Below are 24,541 nucleotides of genomic sequence, written 5' to 3'. Positions count from 1 at the left end.
ATTTGATAAACAAATGATGCCGGGGGTATTGGGAGAACAGAAAATTGTTATTCCTGGGAGGATATGCCAGTGATTTGTATCAGAAATGAGGCAAATATTAAGGATTCTTGTATTTTTACTCATAGAAAAGATTATTTGAAAATTCGGACATATTAAAGATAGTGAATATCAATGACATAACAAACCTTTCCGTTTTTTTAGAAATAATTTAGGCTAAATGAGTTCTAAAAATTGGGAGTCATCATGATAAAAAGATTCTTTTTTATTACGATTATATTATTTCTTTCAGCAGCAACAATCTGTTTTGCCGAACACGTTAAAAAATCAGATGCTGAAAGAGTCGCGATTAATTGGTTTTTTAAAATCCAGTCAACTCAATTAAAGAAAACGAAAACCATTCTCATACAAAATTGTTTTGAGATAAAAGAAAACGAAGAAACGATTTTGTATATTTTTTCCATGGAACCCCGGGGATATGTAATTGTTGCAGGGGATGATCTTTCAACCCCAATCCTTGGTTATTCCCTGAAAAGCAATATTAATCCTGAAAATTTTCCACCTGCATTAGAAACAATATTAACTTCCTTCAAAGAACAAATACTTGAGGCAAGAAAGCAAGGGTTACGTGTGGATCAAAAATCTCAGGACATGTGGAATAAATTACTTGAACCTCATGAAATATTTAAAATTGAGTCCCAGGTTGATTCACGTACCGATACCAGTGAAGTCCTGCCATTGTTAAGTACCACATGGGATCAAGTGTGGCCGTATAATAAAATGTGTCCTGCCGATCCTGCCGGACCGGGAGGCCGTACAGTAACAGGCTGCGTGGCTACAGCGCTGGCCCAAATAATGAAATTTTATAATTATCCGACAACCGGTTTTGGAAGTTATGGCTATTATCACTCAATATACGGATATCAATTTGCCGATTTTGGTTCGACAACGTATGATTGGAGTAATATGCCTGATGTTCTGGATAGTACGGCATCCGAAATCCAACAAAATGCGGTAGCTCAATTAATTTATCATTGTGGAGTTGTCGTTCAGATGGATTATGGAACTGATGGCTCGGGTGCCCAGTTGGGCTCTCTGCCATTCAGTCTATTTCAGAATTTCAATTATTCACACCCAATTCTCATCAATCAACAAATGTATCCGTTGGATAGTCTTCCTGCTATCTTCATACAGGAACTTGAGGAGAATCGGCCGGTTTACTATGCGGCCGGGAGTACTATTAATGGCTTGCGCCATGCTTTAGTTTGTGATGGTTATCAGGGAGAAGACTTTTTCCATTTTAATTTCGGATGGGGAGGCAATGCTGATGGATATTTCTATTTAAATGGCGTTTCCCCGACATTGATTTTCACAGATAACTATGAAGCAATTATTAATATCCAACCTGATGACGGATTAAATGTTCGGGCAGATACGACCTGGAACGGTTCTTTAACAGTTAATCGTAGAATTGGAGTTCGAAGTGATGCAACACTTACAATAGAACCAGGAACAACACTTGAATTCGGAAAATATGGCGGGCTGATTGTTTATGGTAACATTCAGGCTATTGGCGCCAATGAAAATCCTATCGTTTTTACTGCTCAGGATACTACAGTTGGCTGGAATGGCATTGAACTCAATAATGCCATAGCAACTGCGGCGAATCAAGATTCATCGCGATTTGTTAATTGCGAGATAAAATATGCTAAAGCTTCTTACACATCGACAACTTCAATGTGTGGGGTCTATTATTGGGTTACACCCGCCTTAAGAATTACCAGTTATTCAAAACTTCTGATAGATTCATGTCAAATATTCAAAAGTGAGGGGGCCTACCGTGGCGGAGGTATAGATTTATTTTATTCCTCTTCAAGAATCTCCAATTCATTAATTACCCGGAATAAATCAATTTGGGGTTCAGCAATTCTTATTTCAGGAGCAACTCCAATTATTGAAAATAATATTATAAGTTATAATTCAAGTGATAGTCACATGGGTGCCATCGTATGTGAAACCTATGCAAACCCAATCATAAAAAACAATAAAATAATCTTTAACTCCTCTGGATATTTAAGTTCAGCGTTTTATATTTATTATGACTCATCTCCGACAATTGTTAATAATTTAATCGCAAACAATTTTTTTACCTTTGGTCCTTTTCCAAATCCCGAGTTCGGAGCAATTTATTGTGCCAGCTCATCTTCAATGATTATTAATAATACCATCTTAAATAATGAAGGGACCGGGGTGGTATCACAAGGGAGGGTAGACTTAACAATAATTAATAATATAATATGGGGAAATACTGACGCCTCAATTATGGTTAGGGATGCTGGATCTAATCTAAATATAACATTTTGTGATATTCAAGGTGGTCATGAAGGAATTTACATTGTTGATCCCGATGCTTCAATTATTACCTATGAAAATAATATTTCGACAGATCCTGGTTTTATAGGTGAAAACAATTTTCAACTAAGCGATTCTTCTTCATGTGTGAATCAAGGGACACCTGACCTGTATGGTTTATTAATTCCAGATAATGATTTGTCGGGTAATCCAAGGATTTTCGGAGGAAGAATTGATATGGGCGCTTATGAAAATCAGAACCTGGTTGCTGCTGACGACCTGTTTTTAGCACCTTCAAAGATTGATTTCATTTCAAATGTTTCGGAAATCGATTCTGTTATGGTGAGAGTAATCTATATCAATAATGCTGAAATCGATAGTTTGGGTGGTCTTTCACCGCCTTTTGGAAGCACCTTAAGTAATGATAGTTCTTTAATTAAAATAACAATTTATAGCCCGGTTGTCGGTGAATTTAATGACACGTTGATCGTTTTTTCTACGGTTGGACCAAAACAAATTCCTATTACAGCATGGGTTGGCACAGTGGGTTCCGGTGAAGTCTCAGGAATATGGGATACAACCTTGGTTAAAGTAAAAGGTGATATTATTATTCCCAATGGGGAAACTCTACAAATATATCCGGGAACAAAAGTCGAATTTCTTGGTCATTTTAAGGTTGATGTAAAAGGCAGATTATTGGCAGTTGGCGATAGTAGTGAATTGATAACATTTACTCCGGCCAACAAACCGATCGGATGGAAAGGTATTCGATTCGATGGAACAAGTTCAACAAACGATACGTCAATAATTCAATATTGTACGTTAGAAAACGGAGTGAACAGTGGTATAAATCTGGAAGGAAATGGTGGTGCACTCTACGTCTCGGGTTTCTCCAAGCTGATACTTTCAAATTGTCTGATCCAAAACAATAACGCCTCTGGTTATTCTGGTGGCGGAGTAATGTTAACGAATGGAGCGAATATTTTGATCAGGAATTGTAAGATAATGAATAATATCGCTCAGGATGGCGGAGCCATATATATCAAGACTTCAAGTCCTAAAATTATTGGTAATCATATTACCAGCAATCAGGCTAACGATGGTGGTGGTATAGATATTAATTATGGATCAAGTCCATTGATAACCAATAATTTAATTAGTGATAATCATGGAGCTTGGGGGGGCGGTTTTCATATTTGGGCAGAGTCTGATCCATTGCTTTTCAACAATACAATTGTAAATAATACGGCACTTGATGGAGGTGGATTTCGAATAGCCAATACTTCCGATCCATCCTTAATAAATAATGTTATTTATGGAAACAAGGTTCTAATCGACCCTTGGATCAATACAATAAAGAACTATATCCAAATTTATTTGCGCACTAATGCCGACCCTGATTTCTACAATAACAACATTCAGGGGGGGCTTGATAGTATTTTTGTAGAAGGAGGGTATACTCTATATGGCGTTTATCAGGACAATTTAGATGCTAATCCCAAATTCATGAAGTTTGGCTCACATGATTATTACATATCTTCATCATCCCCCTGCGTTAATGCTGGTAAGCAGGACATAGGAGTAATTGATTTGGAAACTTCATTCGATTTAGCTGGTAATCCCCGGATTTATGGAGGGATAATAGATATCGGGGCTTATGAATACAGTTGCATAGCAATTACAACCCCCACAGTTACTACAACAGCGGTTTCTGATATCGGACAAACCACGGCAACCTCGGGTGGCGATGTCATAGATGATGGCTGCGCTACCGTAACGGCCAGAGGCATCTGTTGGAGTACCTTAGAAAATCCTACAGTTGATGGCAACCACACCACAGATGGTAATGGAACCGGTGTGTTTGTGAGCAATCTCACCGGCCTCACACTGAGTACACTATATTATGTTAGGGCTTATGCAACAAACAGTGTTGGAACAGCGTATGGGAACGAGATAAGTTTCGTAGCAATTACTACCCCCACAGTTACTACAACTGCGGTTTCTGATATCGGACAAACCACAGCGACCTCAGGTGGCGATGTCATAAATGATGGCTGTGCTACTGTAACAGCCAGAGGGGTTTGTTGGAGCACCTCACAAAACCCTACAGTTGAGGGCAACCACACCACAGACGGTAATGGAACCGGTGTGTTTGTAAGCAATCTCACCGGCCTAACACCGGATACCCTATATTATGTCAGGGCTTATGCAACAAACAGTGTAGGAACAGCGTATGGGAACGAGATAAGTTTTTCAACTTCTAATTGCATAGCAATTACAATCCCCACAGTTACTACAACAGCGGTTTCTAATATCGGGCAAACCACAGTAACCTCGGGTGGCTATATCATAAATGATGGTTGTGCTATTATAACGGCCAGAGGGGTCTGTTGGAGTACCTTACAAAATCCTACAGTTGAGGGCAGCCACACCATAGACGGTAACGGATCCGGTGTGTTTGTGAGCAATCTCACCGACCTCACACTGAGTACCCTATATTATGTCAGGGCGTATGCTACAAATAGTGTTGGAACAGCGTATGGGAATGAGGTGAACTTTTTAACATTGTCTTCTTGCGGTTTCATCACAATTAACCATGTGGCAGATACCGTAGCTCCGGTTACTAAAACGGTTACTTACGGCACCGTAGCAAATATAGCCGGAGAGCCTTCAAAATGTTGGATTACCAGCAACCTGGGCGCCAACCAGCAGGCAACTGCTGTTAACGATGCAACCGAAGCCTCGGCAGGCTGGTACTGGCAGTTTAACCGAAAGCAGGGGTACAAGCATGATGGCACAAACAGAACACCTAATAACGTCTGGATAACCCCTATAAATGAAAACCTTGACTGGCAGGCTGCCAACGACCCTTGTACACTTGAGCTTGGCAGTGAATGGCGTATTCCAACCTCAACCGAATGGACCAATGTGGATGCAAGTGGAAACTGGGCCGACTGGAACGACCCATGGAACTCAGGTTTAAAGCTCCATGCTGCCGGGGCCTTGCACTACATCGATGGTTCGCCGGCTGGCCGCGGCTGGAACGGTTTCTACTGGAGCAGTGCTCAAGGCTATGACAACTACGGCGAGTGCCTGGTCTTCCAAAGTGGAGGCAGCTACATTGTTAACAACCATAAGGCATTCGGCTTTTCTCTGCGCTGCCTCAAAGACACTTGCATATTACCATTCGAGCAGGTTATTAATATCCAATCAGGCTGGAGCGGCATATCAAGTTATGTTGATGCGGTGAATGATTCGGTCACGGTACTGTTCGAGCCCATCCTCAGCGACCTGACCATACTCATGGGTATGTCGCAGGTATATTGGCCCGGCCAGGGCATTAATACAATCGGAACATGGGATACTCATCAGGGCTATAAGATCAAAGTCGATAACGAGGTACAGTTGACATTCAGCGGCGTCCTTGTAAATGACAGAGTTGTGGAATTACCAACAGGGTGGTCCATTACTCCAGTGTTAAATAACGATCAGGTTCTGGCTGATGACATATTCGGCCCATTAGCCGACACACTGACAATTGTCAAAGAAATTGGAGGAGGTGAAGTATATTGGCCGGCACAACAGATATTTACGTTACAGTATCTGATCCCTGGTAAAGCCTATTGTATTCATGTATCTTATCCCTGTTCCATTGAATATCCTGAATATTCACAAACAAGGTCAGGTGTCGTGCCGGATGAACAATTTGACGACATAACACCATGGAATGATGTATGGTCCACTCCAAACTCGCATACCATAGCTATTGATAAAAGCTTATTACGTCAATGTAAGCCTGGAGACGTTATTGGGGTATTCAACAATTCCGGTTTATGCTGTGGAATGATTTCGCTTGGGGATCTGCAGTCGAATACTGCTATTACAGCATTTGGTGATGATAACACGACGGGTATTACAGATGGTTTCGTTGAAGATGAAATCATGAGTTTCAAGCTATATCGTCCCGGGACTTTAGAAGAATTCCAGGTTTTTGTCACCTATGATCAACTATTGCCGGATAAGGAATTCTTTACAACAAACGGGCTTTCAAAAATAGCCGGGATAAATCTCGTACCGACATCATCAGATCTAAGCGGTATTGAGGATTGCCTGACCATTTATCCTAATCCGACTGGGGGTATTATATACTTAACAAATCATTGTCTGCTGGGTGAGGTAGATATTAAGATATATAACGATCATGGACAATTAGTTATGGATGATCATATTTCTTATACTACTTTACATAAGACTTTTCAGCTTGATCTGACAGGATTAAGAAAAGGTGTATATGTGGTTAAATTGACAGGGACCGATTTTGCGGGATTTAAAAAGGTAGTGAAATTTTGATCGTTGAGGAAGCCTTTTAATATTATTCCTGTAAAAATTAAAAATAATTTCATACTTTTGCAGCCCGAAATTTAAATGATTGACGTACCATCATTTCTAAATTTCCATTTTTGATAATGATAATTAACCTAAGTCTAATCCGTCCTGTGGTATGTCGGGACACAAAAAAAATAAATGGTGAAGAAATATCAGAATGTAAATGATGAAATTCAAAACCCCAATGAGTCCGGTGAAATGAGTGAAATTATCCAGGAAGAAATTCAGGATGATATGACAGAAGTGAAGGAACCGGAAAATGAAAAGTATGTAGTTGACTTAAACGATGAAAATGAGGAAATCCATGTAAATGAAATCTCTTCGGAGGAAGATTCCAGTGAAGTCCCAGAAGAGGCTTTGAAAGCTGAAGAAACAATTACAGTTGAAATCCCAGAAGAGACCATTCAGACGGCAATGCCTGAGGATAAGAATTCAGAAGATGAAAGTGCAACAAAAACTTCAGTTCATACCGCAAAAGTGGACTTAACAAAATTCCTTATCGACTCAAAGAGTTTTGACTGGGAATCATTAGGTAAGAAACAAGAGTTGTACACACCTGAAGAACGCGAAAAACTTGAAAAAATTTATGATAAAACCCTCAGCCAGATTGCTGAACATGAAGTTATTGAGGGAACTGTCGTGGCCAAAAATAACAGGGAAGTCGTTGTCAATATTGGTTTTAAATCAGATGGTGTCATTCCTTTATCAGAACTGAGATACAATCCCGACCTGAAAATTGGCGATAAGATAGAAGTTTATGTTGAAAGCCAGGAAGATCTCACGGGGCAGTTACTTCTTTCACATAAGAAAGCAAGAATACTCCGTTCGTGGGAGCGCATAAACCAGGCATTCGAAAATGATGAAATCATCACAGGTTATGTCAAATGCCGTACGAAAGGTGGACTTATTGTGGATGTCTTTGGTATAGAAGCATTCCTGCCCGGTTCACAGATTGATGTGAAACCCATCAGGGATTATGATGCCTTTGTGGACAAAACCATGGAATTTAAAGTGGTTAAGATTAACCATGAATATAAAAATGTCGTCGTATCCCACAAGGCACTTATTGAAGATGAGATAGAACTTCAAAAGATAGAGATCATCTCCAAGCTCGAAAAGGGACAGATACTTGAAGGTACAGTTAAAAATATTACTTCTTATGGAGTATTCGTGGACCTTGGCGGAGTTGATGGACTTATCCATATTACTGATCTCTCATGGGGCAGAATAAATCATCCAAATGAGATCGTTGAATTGGATCAGAAAATAAAGGTTGTTATTCTTGACTTTGATGATAATAAAAAGCGCATCGCTCTTGGTCTGAAACAACTGACACCACATCCATGGGATGCTCTGGACAAGAATATGAAAATTGGAGATAAGGTAAAAGGCAGGGTCGTAGTGATAGCGGATTATGGTGCATTTGTGGAAATTGCCAATGGGGTCGAAGGACTTATTCATGTTTCTGAGATGTCATGGTCACAGCACCTGAGAACAGCTCAGGATTTTCTTAAGGTCGGCGATGAAATTGAAGCTGTAATCCTGACTCTTGACAGGGATGAACGAAAAATGTCACTCGGCATCAAACAACTTATCCCGGATCCCTGGTCAAATATTATGGAGAAATATCCGGTCAATTCCCGGAATAAGGCGATTGTCAGAAACTTTACGAACTTTGGTATTTTTGTCGAACTTGAAGAAGGTGTTGATGGATTAATCCATATTTCTGATTTATCGTGGTCGAAAAAAATCAAGCATCCTGCTGAATTTACCAAGATTGGGGAGGAGATAGATGTTGTGGTTCTGGATGTGGATGTCGAAAATAGACGCCTGAGTTTAGGACATAAGCAACTTGAAGAAAATCCCTGGGATGTCTTTGAAACTGTGTTTACTTTGGGCTCTGTTCACAAAGGAACTGTGGCCAGTTCCTCTGAGAAAGGACATATAGTCACACTTCCATATGGTGTTGAGGGTTTCTGTCCGATGCGCCATGCTTCCAAAGAAGATGGAACTACAATCAAGGTCGATGATACCCTGGATTTCAAAGTAATAGAATTCTCCAAAGAAAATAAAAAGATCATTCTCTCTCATTCCAAAATTTTCCAGGAATTAGCTGTCGTCGAGAAATCAAAGCAAATGGAATTAGTTAAGAGTGAGGCAAAATCGACACGACGTGCTGTAAAAAAGATTAAGGATAACCTTGAGAAGACAACACTTGGTGATTTTGAAGCCTTGGCTAACCTGAAGTCGGACATGGAAAAAACTGAACGTAAAGATAAGGAAACCAGGAAATCTCCCAAAAGAGAGAAAGAAGAGTAATGAATGACATTTTCAGTGACCATTCTTGGCTGTAATTCAGCGATTCCTTTTCCCGGGCGTAATCCGAGTGCACAGGTCGTCAATTTTAATGAAAAGTATTATTTGATCGATTGTGCCGAGGGTACCCAGATGCAAATGCGAAAATATGGTGTCCCTGCACAACGAATAAACCATGTGTTTATCAGCCACATCCATGGTGATCATTTTTTTGGTCTTATTGGTCTGATATCTACATATAATCTCCTTGAACGTAAATCAGACCTTCATATTTACGGACCACCTGAACTTGAACAAATCATTGCTGTTCAGCTTGAGGCGTCAGCGACTCAATTAATATACTCACTTCATTTTCATCCGTTAAAACCGGATAATAAAACGGTGATTTTTGAGGATAATGAGTTAAGCATTATGACTGTTCCTCTCAATCATCGCATACCTACTTGCGGATTTATTTTCCAGGAAAAAATCCGCCCAAGGAATATTAAAAAAGGATTTCTGGATGAAGAGAAAGTTTCATTTGATGATATCAGAAAAATCAAATCCGGTGAAGATTATTTATCAAAAGAGGGAACACTTTATAAAAATAGTGCCATTACTTTTTCACCACCCAAGCCAAGATGTTATGCTTATATAAGTGATACATCTTATTTTGAATCTATTATTGAACAAATTTCGGGTGCCGATCTGCTTTATCACGAGTCTACTTTTATGCAGGATAAGGCGGCCACAGCTTCCGAAAAATATCACTCGACAAGCGTGGAAGCTGCGACAGTGGCCGTGAAAGCAAAAGTAAAAAGATTGCTACTTGGACATTTTTCAAACCGTTATGATGATTTGCAGCCGCTTCTTCAGGAAGCCAGAACCGTATTTCCGGAATCCTTTCTGGCGCTGGATGGGGAGGTGTTCAAAATCGCTGCCGATTATCGCAATAAAGCATCATAAAGAATTTCGACAGGATGATATGCAATCCTCCCGGTGCCATCTTTTATATGATGCCGGCAACTAGTGCCTGTTGCGGCTATTAGCACATCTGAAGTGGCCTTTCTTACTGCAGGAAACAATATCAGTTCCCCCACTTTCATTGACATTTCATAATGCTCCTTTTCGAATCCAAAAGAACCCGCCATGCCACAACATCCTGAGGGTATTTCCTCAACAGTATAGTTTTCAGGTAAAGAAAGTATTTCTTTTGATGAGGTTGTTGAAGATAGGGCTTTCTGGTGACAATGCCCATGAAGCATGATATGTCTTGATTCTCTCGTAAATTGTTCCTTTATAATCCTATTTTCCTTTATTTCGTTTGCTATAAATTCGTCCAACATAAATACATGCGCTGAAAGATTCTTCGCTTCAATCCTTAGATCAGCCCTAACGAGTTCCGGATATTCATCCCTGAAAGTTAAAATTGTGGATGGTTCGATCCCGACTAATGGTGTTTCTTTGGAAATCAGAGGATGAAGAAGTTCTACATTTCGATTAGCCAGTTTTTTGGCTTTCCTCACCAGCCCTTTCGACAGAAAAGACCTTCCGCTTTCTTTATGATGTGGTATTTGCACTTCATAGCCGAGGTGGGTGAGTAGTTGCACAGCTTTAATGCCTATTGAAGTATCATAATACTCAGTGAATTCATCGGCAAAAAAGTAGACCTTACCAATGTACTTACCTGACGGAAAGAACAGATGATGGTTCTTTCCGGCCCAATGCGTCATTGTTGTATCAAATAGCAAAGGCATAGTACGTGGTGCAGCAAAGCCCAGAATCCATTTTATTAACTTGGAACTGATTTTTTTACTCATAAGGAAGTTGACGAAAGCAGGAAACCGGGCACATACTTTGTTCAGTATGGCAACATTCGCAATAGCTCTGGTTCTGAAGGGAATAATATGTTTATCATAATAATGTTGTAAAAACTCTGCCTTATATTTTGTGATGTCAACGCTGGAGGGACACTCGGCTTTACACCCTTTACATGAGAGGCATAAATCGAGGATATCATAAATTTCCCTATGATTAAAAGGATTCTTTTTCGTAGAGTTTGAGATGAACTCTCTAAGGATATTTGCTCTGGCACGAGTGGTTAAATTTTCATCCATGGTAGCCATATAACTTGGACACATCGTACCGCCAATGAGAGCAGACTTCCGGCAGTCACCCGACCCATTGCATTGTTCTACTGCTCTTTGAAAACCCATTGTGGTAGTATAATCGAAAAAAACAGGTATATCCCTTGTAAATTGTCCTGGCTTATACCTCAGGTTGGTTGTGATGGGGGGTGTGTCGGTGATTTTACCGGGATTAAAGATGTTATCCGGATCCCATGCAGCCTTAATTCGTTTAAGCAAATGGTAATTTTTCTCCCCAATCATAAGAGGTATAAATTCTCCTCTCAGACGTCCATCCCCATGTTCCCCACTGAATGAACCTTTGTACTTCTTGACAAGTTTGGCTGTTTCAAGAGCTATGTCATGAAATAAGCGTATCTGTTTTTCATCTTTCATATTCAATACAGGTCGCACATGGAGTTCACCTGTGGCAATATGAGCATGATATGTGCAACTGAGCTTATATTTATTCAGCAATTTCTGTAATTCTTCGATGTAATCCGGTAATACTTTAGGATTTACTGCGGTATCTTCAATCACCGCTACAGGTTTTGCATCACCTGGTATATTTGACAATAGTCCAAGGCCGGCTTTTCGCAGATTCCATACTTTATTAATATCATTGCCGAAAACGTAAGAGAAATGATAACCAAGGTCCTGTTGTCGCATTTCAGCCTCAAGTATGGAGGTTTTTTCAAGTAACTCTTCGCGCGAGCTGCCTGTAAATTCTATAATTAAAATGGCAGCCGGATCTCCAATAATAAAAAAACGATTTTTCAGTTGTTCAATGTTATGCTTCGTCTGCTCAATGATTATCCGATCAATCAGTTCAATTGCACCGGGATAATACTTTAAGGCAATGAGGTTTCCATAAAAGGCATCCCTGAGTCTGTGGAAATGAACACACTGTAACACTTTTTCCTTGAAAGGAAGTGGAACGAGGTTAAGTTTAATATCATATGCAAAAGCTAATGTACCCTCTGATCCAGCCAGGATTTTACAAAAATTGAAAGGCTCTGTGCTTTGAGTGAATGGTAAAGTTTCGAGCAATTCGTCAATAGCATATCCAGTATTTCGTCTACGTAAAGTCCGGTCGGGGTATTGCGACCTGATTTCCTGCTGATTTGAAGGCTCAGTAAGAATTTCACGAATGTTTTTGTATATGACGTTCTCCAGATTATCGCTAGAGCATTTTTTTTGGAATTCATCATTTGTCATACGACCAAACTCAGCTTCAGAACCATCGCTTAAAATAACTTTCATTGAAAGCGTATGATCACGTGTACTGCCATAAATTAAAGAATGTGCTCCACATGCATTATTTCCGACCATACCTCCAATTGTGCAACGGTTCGAAGTAGATGTTTCCGGTCCGAAGAATAGTCCATAAGGCTGCAAATATTTATTTAATTCATCCAATACGACCCCAGGCTCAACACGCACCCAGAATTCAGTTTTATTGACTTCAAGAATCTGAGTCATGTATCTTGATATATCCACTACGATACCATTTCCAACAACTTGTCCGGCAAGAGATGTTCCGGCACCACGCGGTATTAAAGATAACTGTTCCTGATGGGCAAATGCAATCAGCTTTTTAATATCTTCTTTGTTCTTTGGTCTGACAATCGCCAAAGGTATTTCCCTGAATACTGAAGCATCGGTAGCATATATCAACCGGGAAGTTTCATCAATCAGGATATCTCCATCGATAGAATATTTTAAATCTATTATGTTGTTATATAGTATCTTGCGGCTGGTCATATCAATCGATTCTTCTCCTTATATATTTTACTATCGTTTTAAAAATGCATAATTTTAATCATCTATTGCTATAGTCATAATTCCACTTTTTTGTACTGTATTTTGTGACAACCAATTCATTGATTATTTTTTTGTCTTTTTCACTCAAGATATATACATTATTATTTAGATTTTTATTAAATATAAATTTTAAAAGAGACGCTTTAAATTGTTGTAAATCATATTTATAATTTAAAAATTTTATAATATTGGTGACGTTGCTTTTTTTTGATCGAACTGAATAGCCGGAGAGGGTCATATTTTGCACATTTAAAGCTGCTTTCAAGTCATTAAGAGAGGTGGAAAACAAAATTGTTCCATGATGCAATACCCTTGTTTTATGAATATGTTCAGCATTACCTGAAAATTTTTCCCCATTAATTGTTAAATTACTTTTGTTTTCAAGTTTCGCATGAATACCAAATGTCTGAAGAAACTCTATAATAGGAGATGTAAATCGGAAATAGTCAACTAATTTGCCTATTTCACCTGTGATAATATACGTATAATTGATATTTCCAAGGTCATTATAAACAGCACCTCCACCGGAAATTCTGCGAATAACAGGGATATTATACTTTAAAATATAGTCCTGATTGACTTCTACCTCAGGATTTTGATGCTTGCCAATGATTACTGAAGATTCATTTTGCCACAGCATGAAAATATCCTCTGTGAAAGATTTGAAAAAATACTCTTCAGCGGCAATATTAAAATAGGGATTAGTCTCTTGTCTGTCAATAATTAACATTAGTAGTCTTTTCTCCAATCAGCAAAACTCTATAATTGTTTTAAAGTGTATTTCGCCTCACGTTCTACTGCTTGCTTTAACCAGTAGGGGGTAATTATATCAAGGAATTGTTTCTTTTCCTCTCTGGCTTTTTCCAGGTTAAGGCCAATATATATCTGTGCTTGTTCTTTTGTTGATAATTCTGGTAATTCAATAGGTGAATAAATACCGCGAGCATTTAATATTCTGGTAAGCAATAACCTGGCATCCTGAGCTTTGCCAATAGAAGCTGCCAGGATTCTGAGGGATTCAACTGGAGAATGGAATGAAGCACCATGACTTGCTGCAACAAAGTCCCAGCGCCACTGTGCCTGTCGGATAAATTTAAGAGCAGGTCGCATTTCATTTTCGGTGGCACCAGCATCCCAGGCAGCTTTGGCTTCGATATGAGCCCTGCAGAGCAACTCTTCGGCAACAGTTTTAATCTGAAACACTTTCTCCTGTCGCTCATACACATTTTCTCTCAGTGTTTCTTCACTTTCACGATGGCATACCTGACATGAATTGGTGATATTGTTTAACGGACTCTGTATGTGGTGATCCGTAAATTTTTGTCCTCCCTCATTATAATAAGGCATATGACAATCGGGGCATGAAACACCTCGTTCATAATGAATTCCAGTCGTGAATAATTCATAATCAGGATGTTGCGCCTTAATCATCGGTGTACGGCTTAGCTGATGTATCCAGTCAACAAAATTATTTGTGTCATAATATTCTTCTACTGACTCAACAGTCACACCTTTATCCCAAGGAAAAGTCAGATAATTAGTTTCCTTTTGGAAATAATACTCTACATGGCATTGTGCACACACCAGGGAACGTAACTCCTGGTATTCGACCGTGGTAATGTCACGTCCGGTACGTTCAAAAGCTTCAATAAGAGATGGCCGGGTGATCTTAAGGTTTTGTGTTGTAGCATCATGACAATCGGCACAGCCAATAGGATTTACTATTTCTGCTCCACGCGAAGCCCATTTCCCTTTATAAAATTCTGAAATTCCAATTTCATTCATGACTCTTGGAACATCAGGGCTTTTACATGTCCAGCATGTATTTGGCTGTGGTCCAGCGTCTGGAGTCATTGGTGCCCCCGTGCGCAGAGTATTATGAATATCCGTTATCGAATAGAAATGCCCCCGTCCCTGCTTATAATCTTTTGAAAAGCTATAGCCTGCCCATAAAATGACCAGTTTTGGCTCGATACTGAGCATATCAATTGTCGCGCTGCCTCCAAACATACTTCTGAATGATGTGTCGCTGGTTTTTAAAAAGGACTGATATTCCTGAGGGAAGTTTTGACCCCACCGCGCACTGCGCGGTTCCCATTGCGAATATTTGACTACAGGTTTATTTGTATAAGTAGCTTCGGTGCGTCGTTCTATGATGGATGAAGCTAAGAGTCCAAGAAGAAAAACAATGATGAGAGAAATGAAGAATATAAACCATCCCATCCATGGTTTGTCTTTGATACTTTGACTTAATGATTTCATAGTTAAATAATTATAATTCAATATTTTATTTAAGCTTATTTTAATAAACAATTAAGCCATTCAGGTATAGGTGAAGAGGGGAAGGGTACCCTTGCATACGGAACACTTGATAGGCTGTGTACTTTACCATGGGGGACTTCGGCATGACAATCCCAGCAACGCCTGTTAACGAAAATTCTTGGTTGAGCTTGAGTTATTGTAAAAACTGGATTATTTATGAAGAGCTTTTTATGGCATCGTAAACAATTTTTCTGCACCACATCCTGTCCTCCCTCTTCGATCAGGATAACCTGTGGTTCTAACCTGAGAGTAAAATAAGTGGCATGCTTCATACCATCCTTTGCTTTATATAAGTACTTGACAAGAAAATTATCCTGAGGTACATGACAATCATTACAAGTGCAAACTTTCCGGTGGGAACTGTGATTCCATGTGGCATACTCTGGAGACATTATATGACAGTTGACACAGGCTTTTGGATCATCCGATATATAAGATACAGCCTTTGATATAAAGATAATATACAGAAAGAAGCCCGTGAAAAATCCTGAAAGCACTATAGCAGGAATTCTCCATCTCAAAGGAGGTGTGAGGAATTGAATAATCCTTCTCATAATTTATTTCCGGTACTTTTATGCTCAAATATCGAAATAAAAAATTAAACTTGCATTAAATGTCGTAAGGATTTTAGAATATGAAAAAAATAATTTCTGTCGTTTTGATTTTTATCTTATTCAGTGCCTGTGAAATAATTAAACAGGTCAATCAAATGGCAAATCTTGCCAATTGTGATTTCCGGTTGAAGAGCATCGAACAGACCCTTTTGGCAGGCATTTATATCCAGCATATGCAATCCTTCGCTGAACTGAGTTTTTCTGATGTGGTGACTATAACTAATGCCATCGCTAATAAAACGCTCCCCTTAGAGTTTATATTAAATATTGAGGTGAGAAATCCAAACACATCTCCTGCTGCTATGAATAAAATGGAGTGGATTCTTTTAATCGATGACCAGGAGTTACTCAGGGGATTTTCCTACCAAAGAGTTGAGATACCTGCCAATGGCGGAATAGCCATCATGCCATTAAAAATCAATATGGATCTGATGCAAGTTTTGACCGGTGTATCATTACAGGTAATAAAAAACTTTGGATTTGATTTGGCTGGAAATGGAAATGGACCCACAAGAATAAAAATTAAAGCAAAGCCGACGATCATGATTGGTAATCATCCTCTTACATATCCGGGTTATATTACTATTACTCCGGAATTCAGTTCATAATCGTCATCAACCTATCTAATAAAAGGTATGAACTCCAGGGCAAGCCCTGGACCCTATTTCCGCCCCAAGGGACCGGGAATTTGACAGGGATCCCGATTTCACTTCGTTCATCGGGATCAATTCGACTTGCAATTTTTTCTTCACTGCGTTCGAAAAAATTGAGTCTCATTGATTAAAACAGCCCACCGTTCTGGTAAATCTCCATCTGCACTTCTGACATCTTATCAGCCCAGATCGTTTTATTATTTTTTAAATTCTTGATTTCACCGGTTTCAAAATTAATCCTGATGGTATCAGCTTCTGCTAAATCAAGATCCTCAAGTGATTTGTAGGTCATAATAGGAAATGCAGCATTTATGGCATTCCGCTCATAAATAGCACCAAATGACTCAGCAAGAATAACGCTGATACCGAGAGATTTAAAGCAATCGACGGCTTGTTGACGTGAACTGCCACTGCCAAAATTCTTTTGAGTAATCACGATATCACCAGATTTGGCCCTTTTGGCGAAATCATTATAACCTTTAAGATTGTCAAATGTATATTGTCCCATTTCCTTAATATCCGTAATGGTCAGGTAACGATTATGAAAGATCATGTCGGTGTCGATATTATCCTCTTTTACAAGCCATACACGGCCTTCGACCGTTAACGGTTTAGTCTCGGATGTTTTCTCCCGTAAAGCTGAATCGCTTGATTTCTCAGCTCTTTCCTTTACTGCAAATAATGCCGGATGTGAAGGAATATCGTCAGGGGTTGTAATATACCCAGCGATTGCTGAAGCTGCGACAATATCAGGGGAAGCGAGATATACTTCACCTTTACCTTGTTTGCCGGGAAAATTACGATTTCCGGTGCTGATGGTTACTTCTCCCGGTCCGTTTTGTCCTACTTGTCCGGCAGCACAACCTGCACAACCTGCATTAGATACTAATGCACCTGCTTCTTTAAAGATGGATATGATGCCCTCTTCAAGGCATTGCATCCATATCTCATTTGTTGCGGGTACAATTTTCAGAACTACACCCGGTGCTAATTTACTTCCTTTCAATATTCTGGCTGTAACACGCATATCTTCAATGCGGCCATTTGTACAACTACCGATAAATGCCGAATCGATTTTAATCTTTTTCACCTCCTCGGCAGGAACAGCATCATGAGGTTTTCCCGGACGTGACACCCTCTGAACAAAGGAGGAGATATCCAGGTCGAAAACCATTTCATATTGTGCATCTGGATCAGCTTTTACAGGCTGGATTTTTTTACCGCTAATGGCTTCACAATAATCGATGACGGATTGATTCGGAGTAAATAGCAAAATTATGACTCCCATCTCTGTGCCCATTGAAGCGATGGTAATTCTCTCATCAAGAGTCAGCTTATCGACCTCTTCACCATAAATTTCAACGGAGTAGCCCAGCAATTGATTGGCGCCATAAAGGGCAAGAAGATTAAGAACAATGTCTTTTGCTGTAAGATTGGCGGGTCGTTTACCATGAAGGGTGATTTTAACAGATGGTGGTACCTTAAACCACACTTTACCTTTACTCCATGCTGCAGCAATATCCTGGTCACCCATACCCTGACCGAATGCTCCGATAGCTCCGAGTATATTTGCATGGGAATCAGTCGTCACTGCCGTACAACCCGGAAAGGCAAGACCTTCACGAATAAGGAGGTGAGTTCCGATTCCGGTGTCGATATCAAACACCTTTATACCGTGTTCCCTGGCAAACAGGCGGCATACCTGCTGGTTAATGGCATATTTTTGATCAGAACCAGTGGGATTACAGTCAAATGTGAAGAAAGTTTTCCCCGGATCATCAATGGAAAGATGATTATCCACCATGCTTTTTACCACGTTGGCACCTCCGAAATCACGCGCAGCACGAACGTCAAGGTCAATGTCAACAATATCTCCGGGTTTTACCACCGGATATTTTGAATGACTGGCTATAATTTTTTCAACTAAATTCATTAGTTTATTTTTTTACTTTCAATCTGTCTTTAAATGGTTCAAAAGTCATGAAATCGGCATGGTGGACGATATAAGCTTCCGTTGTGCGTTTCACCATATCACCTTCACCTGCATGCGTGGCAATAATATGGCACACCTCAGCAGGAACACCGCATTGTTCGGCAAGTGATACACCTGAGAAAGGATGCCTCAGATATTGTCCGTATACTCCCTGTGCTGATTTGCCATTCTCGTCTTTGGTGTATTCCAGCAGTTTACCGACATCAGCCAGTATGGCACCTGCAATAAGCACATCCATGTTTACGGGAAGTTCATTCTTGAAGAAATCGTTGATGAGTTCTCCACTGGCCTTTGCCAAGTGAACAACAGCTCGTTTATGCTCCATAAATGTAACTTTCAGACCAGGGCCGGCCAATAATGTGAATGGTATTCTGTTTAGGTCATCAGGAGTGAGAACACTTTTCTCAAAAGCAAGCTCCCACGTATGAGATGTCTTTTCACGGAGATCTTGATCTTTTATCCAATCCAGTTCAGGCCATAATTCTTTAATGTTTATCATGATATTTGTATTTTATTACATTAATTCTTTTACCAACCTGAAACCTGTAACCTGCAACTATCGACGTTAGTCTTGTTCCAAGTTACAAGTTACAGGTAATTATAACATAGATAGTGGTCATACAAGTTTGGCAATAATTGCATCGGTCATTTGCCGTGTTGATGCAGCGCCTTTCTGCAATACATCAGGTTTTCCTGTCAATTTCAGCATATCATAAGTTCTGACTTTACCTTCAACAACGACAGATGCAATGGCTTTGCGGATATTCGCAGCGATAACTTTTTCATTAATGAAGTCAAGCATCATGCATGCTGCTTCAATCATGGCAATTGGATTGACTATGGGAACCTGGTAGTCTGCATATTTTGGTGCTGAACCATGTGTGGGTTCGAAGACTGCAATATTTTCACCCAGGTTGGCGCTGGCAGCAAATCCAAGGCCACCTATAAGTCCGGCAAAACCGTCGGAAACAATATCTCCGAACATGTTTCCAGCGACGATCACACCATAATCCTCAGGATTTTTGGTCAGCCACATCATCTGTGCATCGATATTGGTGTTCCAAAGCGCAATACCAGGGTAGTCCTTTTTCTGCATTTCTTTGGCAATCTTAAGCATCATACCTGATGTTTCGCGTATGACGTTCGGTTTTTCGCAAACTGTGACTGATTTATAACCATATTTTTTTGCATATTCAAAAGCCGCTTTCACGATGCGGGTGGTGTATTTTTTTGTAAAAATGCGTGCCGATATGGCTATTTCCTCTTTTGGAACATGTCCGAAATTTTTTAGAAAACTTTTATGTGTCTTAAATGCTTCGTAGACCTGATCAGGGGGATTAGTCCATTCGACACCACTATAGAGGCATTCCGTGTTCTGCCTGAAGATCACCACATCGACTTGTGGCTCTTCAATGGCTCCTCCTTGTCCCCGGCGGACAAAATTTAACGGATTACCTATATATGATTTGCATGGACGAATGCAGATGTCCAGATCGAAAAGTTGACGCAATCCGACAATTGGACTGGAGTAAATAAAGCCTTTTCCCTGTAAGGAAGTGTCCAGTTCTGCGGCGGCATCGTCTTTCGGTTTGGATGTGATGGCTCCAAATAATCCGATTTTATGTTTCCTAAGTAAATCAATTGTTCTGTCTGGTAGGGCATTTCCTTCTTTACGCCAGAATTCCCATCCAATATCACCGTAAACATAATCAGCATCAAATCCTGATGCTTCCAGCACCCTGATAGCTTCATTCAGTGCGGTTTTTCCGATACCATCACCCGGGAGGGCAACTATTGTCCTTTTAGCCATAATAAATTAGATTTGACTTGTTGATTTGATAGTCCTTTGTGAAGTTGAGTTCAAATTTACATATTTTTTTATAACTGCAAAAAGTGTCGATTTTTAATAATTTTGCTATAAAATTGAATATTTGAATGATTTGTTAAATAACCGGATTTTTAAAATTATTGCTGAATCAGCTGAGGAATTGAATATTCCAGCATACATTGTCGGTGGTTATGTCCGTGATATGATTATGCATCGTCCTTCAAAAGACATTGATATTGTGGCAGTCGGCAGTGGTATTGAATTAGCTCAGCATGTCGCAGCGCGACTTGGAAAAAGCATAGGTGTGACAGTATATCGTAACTTCGGGACTGCAATGATCAAATATCATGATAGGAAGGATGAGTGGATCATAGAATTTGTAGGTGCCAGAAAAGAATCTTATAATTGGTCATCCAGGAAACCTGTTGTTGAAACCGGCACTCTTGAGGATGATCAGAACCGCCGTGATTTCTCGATTAATGCCTTGGCTATCAGTCTGCAATGGAATAATATTGGCACCCTTATCGATCCTTTTAATGGGCTGAAAGACATAGAAAACAGGATAATACGCACACCTCTTGACCCAGACATCACTTTTTCAGATGATCCTTTACGAATGATGCGCGCCATAAGGTTTTCCACACAACTTAATTTCCACATTGAGGATAAAACACTATACGCCATTAAGCGTAACCACAGACGGATATCTATTGTATCAATGGAAAGGATTACAGATGAATTGAACAAGATTATTCTTGCTGTACAACCTTCTATAGGGTTTAATTTATTATTTAAAACCGGACTTCTGGACATTATCTTCCCTCAGTTTGTGGCTCTTAAAGGCACTGAGTTCATTGATGGGAAAGGACATAAAGATAATTTTTTTCATTCGCTCGAAGTGCTGGATAAATTGGCCCCTAAAACTGAAAATCTCTGGTTACGCTGGGCCGCACTGTTGCATGACATTGGAAAGCCACTTACTAAAAAGTACGATCCTGAGATCGGTTGGACATTTTATGGACATGATTTCATCGGATCCAGGATGGTGGAACAAATCTTTAAAATGCTCAGATTACCTCAGAATGAAAAGATGAAATATGTCGAAAAACTTGTACTCCTTCATCTGAGACCTCAGGTACTTACTGATGAGGGTGTGACGGATTCGGCTGTCAGAAGACTGTTGTTTGATACAGGTGATGCGATCGATGACCTGATGTTGCTCTGTGAAGCTGACATAACCTCTAAAAATCAGCAGAAAGTAGCACGATATCTTGATAATTTCGCCTTCGTAAGGCAGAAACTTGTTGAAGTGGAAGAAAAGGATCGTATAAGAAATTGGCAGCCGCCGGTCAGCGGAGAGATCATCATGGAAACATTTAATTTGAATCCCTCAAAGGAAGTAGGTATCATTAAAAGCGCCATTCGTGAAGCTATTCTGGACGGCATTATAAGCAATACTTTTGAAGATGCCTACAGACTGATGCTCGAGGTAGGACAAAAAATCGGCCTTAAACAGATGAAATAATTAAAATTTTTACTATCTTTATATACAGATCTGGATTGTAATCAATATAAAATGACATCACTCTTTCGCTATCAGCTATTTGTGATAATTTTTTTTTCTTTCAGGTATTTTGACTTTTTGAAAAGAATTATTTTTGAAGTACAAAAATTCACCTCCTTTGATTAATGAAAGTTAATATATTTGCCGGTCACTTATTAATTAAAGGATTGTTATTATTGTGCTGATATAAAAGAGGATAAATTGACACGACCTATGCATGCTTACAGGTTCAGGCTCCTAAGTGATGAAAACGATGAATTTCTCAGGGATATTGAGATTAAATCGACCCAGACTTTTAAGGATTTCCATACTGCCATAAAGAAAAGTGCCAGCATAAACAGCCTTGAACTTGCTTCTTTCTTTATCTGTGACCGCAAATGGAATAAATTAAAAGAGATCACACTGATAGATATGGAAGAAGGAGATACTGATGTTGGAGATAATGTAGATGATGAACAAGAAAAGGAATACAGAGTGCCATTATCAGTGATGGATAAAGCAATCCTCAAGGATTATATTGATGACCCTCACCAGCGTTTGCTGTATGAGTATGATATACTCAACCAGAGTGCATTGTTTATTGAACTTATCCATATCTCCCCTGCTGAAGCCAAGACTAAATATCCGGTTTGTGTCAAAAGTAAAGGATCTCTCACTGCGCCTAAAATAAATCGGGAAGATTTCATTCCTGAGGATGTTGACGAACGTGAACTCCTGAAGGAATTTGAAGATATGCTTAATGGTGATATGGAGAGTGAAGATACCGAACAACCTTATTATGATCCGGAGGTGTAACCACTAAATGGTAAACCTGGTTACTCAACAGCCTTTCAAATTCCTTATTGTTATTATTGGACCTACGGCTATTGGTAAAACAACAATATCTATCGAACTGGCTAATTTATTCCACACCGAGATAATCTCTGCTGATTCCCGACAGTTTTATAAAGAGCTGAAAATAGGCACTGCATCACCATCACTTGATCAGCTGGCACAGGTAAGACATCATTTTATCGGACATTTAAATGTCACGGATCCTTACAACGTCTATAAATTCGAGACCGACGTCCTTAATTTATTGACAACCCTTTATTCGAGCAAAAAGTATGTAGTCCTTGTTGGTGGATCAGGGCTGTACATTGATGCTGTCTGTAAAGGGATTGATGTACTTCCTGATCCCGATCCCGATTTAAGAAAATATCTGCAAGAGAAATGGAAAAAGGAAGGCATTGCATCTTTACAGAAGGATTTGAGTACTCTTGATCCTGAATACTTTACGGTGGTAGATAAACATAATCCAAAACGTCTTATGCGAGCTTTGGAGGTTTGCATGACAACAGGTAAAAAATTTTCTGAGTTACGCTTAAGCAAACCTAAAGCACGGAATTATATTACTGTAAAAATCGGACTTGATCTTCCGCGTGAGGAGCTCTTCGCCCGCATCAACCAGCGTGTAGATCAAATGATTGAAGATGGCCTGATTGATGAAGCCCGCTCGTTATGGCCATACAGGCACTTGAATGCATTAAATACAGTCGGATATAAAGAGTTATTTGAATATCTCGATGGACGAATTGCACTTGATAAGGCAATCGGGAAAATCAAAACCGATTCAAGGCATTATGCCAAGCGACAACTGACCTGGTTTAAAAAAGATCAGGACATCATGTGGTTCAGTCCTCATGAATGCCATGCCATAGTGACCTATATTAAGAATAGGTTACGGATCCATGGGGTATAAATGGTAACAAACAAGACCATCCATTGGCGTTTGAAGGATTTTACCTGTCTTGATGCCCTTTTCTTCTGCTACTTCCTTCAGTAATTTTTTAAATTGAATGGCAATCGATCCGACAGCATTTAAGGAGAGATCTTTATAACGCGAATATTTCATAACCTGGAATCTGAGAAAGTTATTGAAAGCATTTTTAATGAGTTCAGTTATATATGGTTCATGAATATTCTCCGAAAGGAAATATGCGAAAGAAGCAAGAAACCTGTTAGGCCTTGGCTTGTTATATACTGCATCCAATGTTGTCTCAAGGGTCAGGTGATATTTGTTTTCAAATTTATCACGAATATTTGCAGGCATTTCCTCAAGGAAATAATCCCTCACTAATTGTTTCCCCATATAAGCTCCGCTGCCTTCATCTGCTAAGACAAAACCCATGGAGGAGACATTTTCCTTAATTTCTTTACCATCATAATAACACGAATTGGATCCAGTCCCAAGGATACATGCAATACCTTCCTTATGCCCGCATAATGCTCTTGCCGAGCCCAGTAAATCATGCTCAACCTGGATATCAGCGTTCCTGAAAAAATCTTCAAGTGCCGATGAAACGATATCGCAATTTTTTGGTGTAGAACATCCAGCACCGTAAAAATGAACAGCGTTTACTTTACTATTATCAAGAAACGGATACAGGTTCTTTTCGAGTTCTTCCAGAATACCTTCTGATTTGATAAAATATGGATTGAATCCAATAGTTTGAGCTGTTCGTATTTCATCTATATTATGTATGATGGCCCAGTCGGTTTTAGTGGCACCGCTGTCAGCAATTAGTATCATGGCTGTTCAATTGAC

15 protein-coding genes are annotated in these 24,541 nt (G+C 39.5%); 7 read left to right on the top strand and 8 right to left on the bottom strand.

Features of this window, described 5'->3' with window-relative positions:
• Nucleotides 1-243: 243 nt before the first annotated feature.
• The 3 genes from NT175_05385 to NT175_05375 all read left to right on the top strand — a co-directional run bounded on the left by NT175_05385 (nt 244) and on the right by NT175_05375 (nt 9,996).
• Nucleotides 244-6,699, top strand: a complete 6,456-nt coding sequence (locus NT175_05385) for a C10 family peptidase (protein MCX6234147.1) — start codon at nt 244-246, stop codon at nt 6,697-6,699.
• Nucleotides 6,700-6,873: 174 nt separating this feature from the next.
• Complete coding sequence (rpsA, locus tag NT175_05380; protein ID MCX6234146.1) at nt 6,874-9,054, top strand: 30S ribosomal protein S1; 2,181 nt, start codon at nt 6,874-6,876, stop codon at nt 9,052-9,054.
• A 3-nt stretch (nt 9,055-9,057) separates the two neighbouring features.
• Complete coding sequence (locus NT175_05375; GenBank protein ID MCX6234145.1) at nt 9,058-9,996, top strand: ribonuclease Z; 939 nt, start codon at nt 9,058-9,060, stop codon at nt 9,994-9,996.
• Here the strand turns inward: NT175_05375 and NT175_05370 are convergent.
• The 4 genes from NT175_05370 to nrfH are packed head-to-tail and all read right to left on the bottom strand — an operon-like array spanning nt 9,975 to nt 15,856.
• Nucleotides 9,975-12,920 carry an FAD-binding protein gene (locus tag NT175_05370; GenBank protein MCX6234144.1) on the bottom strand — a complete coding sequence of 982 codons (2,946 nt, stop codon included), beginning with the start codon at nt 12,918-12,920 and terminating at the stop codon, nt 9,975-9,977. The two genes, NT175_05375 and NT175_05370, sit on opposite strands and share 22 nt — an antisense overlap.
• 58 nt (nt 12,921-12,978) lie before the next feature.
• A complete protein-coding gene (locus tag NT175_05365) occupies nt 12,979-13,710 on the bottom strand; it encodes a biotin/lipoate A/B protein ligase family protein (protein MCX6234143.1) in 732 nt (243 codons plus the stop codon).
• Between the two features lie 29 nt (nt 13,711-13,739).
• Complete coding sequence (gene nrfA / locus NT175_05360) at nt 13,740-15,242, bottom strand: ammonia-forming cytochrome c nitrite reductase (protein ID MCX6234142.1); 1,503 nt, start codon at nt 15,240-15,242, stop codon at nt 13,740-13,742.
• A 35-nt stretch (nt 15,243-15,277) separates the two neighbouring features.
• Nucleotides 15,278-15,856, bottom strand: a complete 579-nt coding sequence (gene nrfH / locus NT175_05355; protein ID MCX6234141.1) for a cytochrome c nitrite reductase small subunit — start codon at nt 15,854-15,856, stop codon at nt 15,278-15,280.
• An 80-nt stretch (nt 15,857-15,936) separates the two neighbouring features.
• Here nrfH and NT175_05350 point away from each other — a divergent pair, with 80 nt between their 5' ends.
• Nucleotides 15,937-16,524 carry a hypothetical protein gene (locus NT175_05350; GenBank protein MCX6234140.1) on the top strand — a complete coding sequence of 196 codons (588 nt, stop codon included), beginning with the start codon at nt 15,937-15,939 and terminating at the stop codon, nt 16,522-16,524.
• 172 nt (nt 16,525-16,696) lie between these two features.
• Here NT175_05350 and NT175_05345 read toward each other — a convergent pair whose 3' ends face one another.
• The 3 genes from NT175_05345 to NT175_05335 all read right to left on the bottom strand — a co-directional run bounded on the left by NT175_05345 (nt 16,697) and on the right by NT175_05335 (nt 20,372).
• A complete protein-coding gene (locus NT175_05345; protein MCX6234139.1) occupies nt 16,697-18,502 on the bottom strand; it encodes an aconitase/3-isopropylmalate dehydratase large subunit family protein in 1,806 nt (601 codons plus the stop codon).
• A gap of 4 nt (nt 18,503-18,506) precedes the next feature.
• Nucleotides 18,507-19,061 (bottom strand): HDIG domain-containing protein, encoded by a 555-nt coding sequence (locus NT175_05340; protein MCX6234138.1) that lies wholly within the window; start codon nt 19,059-19,061, stop codon nt 18,507-18,509.
• Between the two features lie 117 nt (nt 19,062-19,178).
• Nucleotides 19,179-20,372: an isocitrate/isopropylmalate family dehydrogenase gene (locus NT175_05335; GenBank protein ID MCX6234137.1), complete on the bottom strand. Its 1,194-nt coding sequence runs from the start codon at nt 20,370-20,372 to the stop codon at nt 19,179-19,181.
• A 112-nt stretch (nt 20,373-20,484) separates the two neighbouring features.
• On the opposite strand from NT175_05335, the gene NT175_05330 reads away from it, so the two are divergent.
• The 3 genes from NT175_05330 (at nt 20,485) to miaA (ending at nt 23,695) form a co-directional block, all read left to right on the top strand.
• Complete coding sequence (locus NT175_05330) at nt 20,485-21,915, top strand: HD domain-containing protein (protein ID MCX6234136.1); 1,431 nt, start codon at nt 20,485-20,487, stop codon at nt 21,913-21,915.
• Between the two features lie 240 nt (nt 21,916-22,155).
• Nucleotides 22,156-22,749: a hypothetical protein gene (locus tag NT175_05325; GenBank protein ID MCX6234135.1), complete on the top strand. Its 594-nt coding sequence runs from the start codon at nt 22,156-22,158 to the stop codon at nt 22,747-22,749.
• A 7-nt stretch (nt 22,750-22,756) separates the two neighbouring features.
• A complete protein-coding gene (gene miaA / locus NT175_05320) occupies nt 22,757-23,695 on the top strand; it encodes a tRNA (adenosine(37)-N6)-dimethylallyltransferase MiaA (GenBank protein ID MCX6234134.1) in 939 nt (312 codons plus the stop codon).
• On the opposite strand, the gene NT175_05315 is transcribed toward miaA, so the two are convergent.
• Nucleotides 23,675-24,526 carry a hypothetical protein gene (locus NT175_05315; GenBank protein ID MCX6234133.1) on the bottom strand — a complete coding sequence of 284 codons (852 nt, stop codon included), beginning with the start codon at nt 24,524-24,526 and terminating at the stop codon, nt 23,675-23,677. The two genes, miaA and NT175_05315, sit on opposite strands and share 21 nt — an antisense overlap.
• Nucleotides 24,527-24,541: the final 15 nt, after the last annotated feature.

The sequence above is a fragment of the Bacteroidota bacterium genome (genome assembly GCA_026391695.1).
In the GTDB taxonomy this organism is placed as follows: Bacteria; Bacteroidota; Bacteroidia; order Bacteroidales; family JAGONC01; genus JAPLDP01.
The sequence above is the reverse complement of the archived record's forward strand: the minus strand, read 5'-3'. Positions and strand labels throughout refer to the sequence as shown.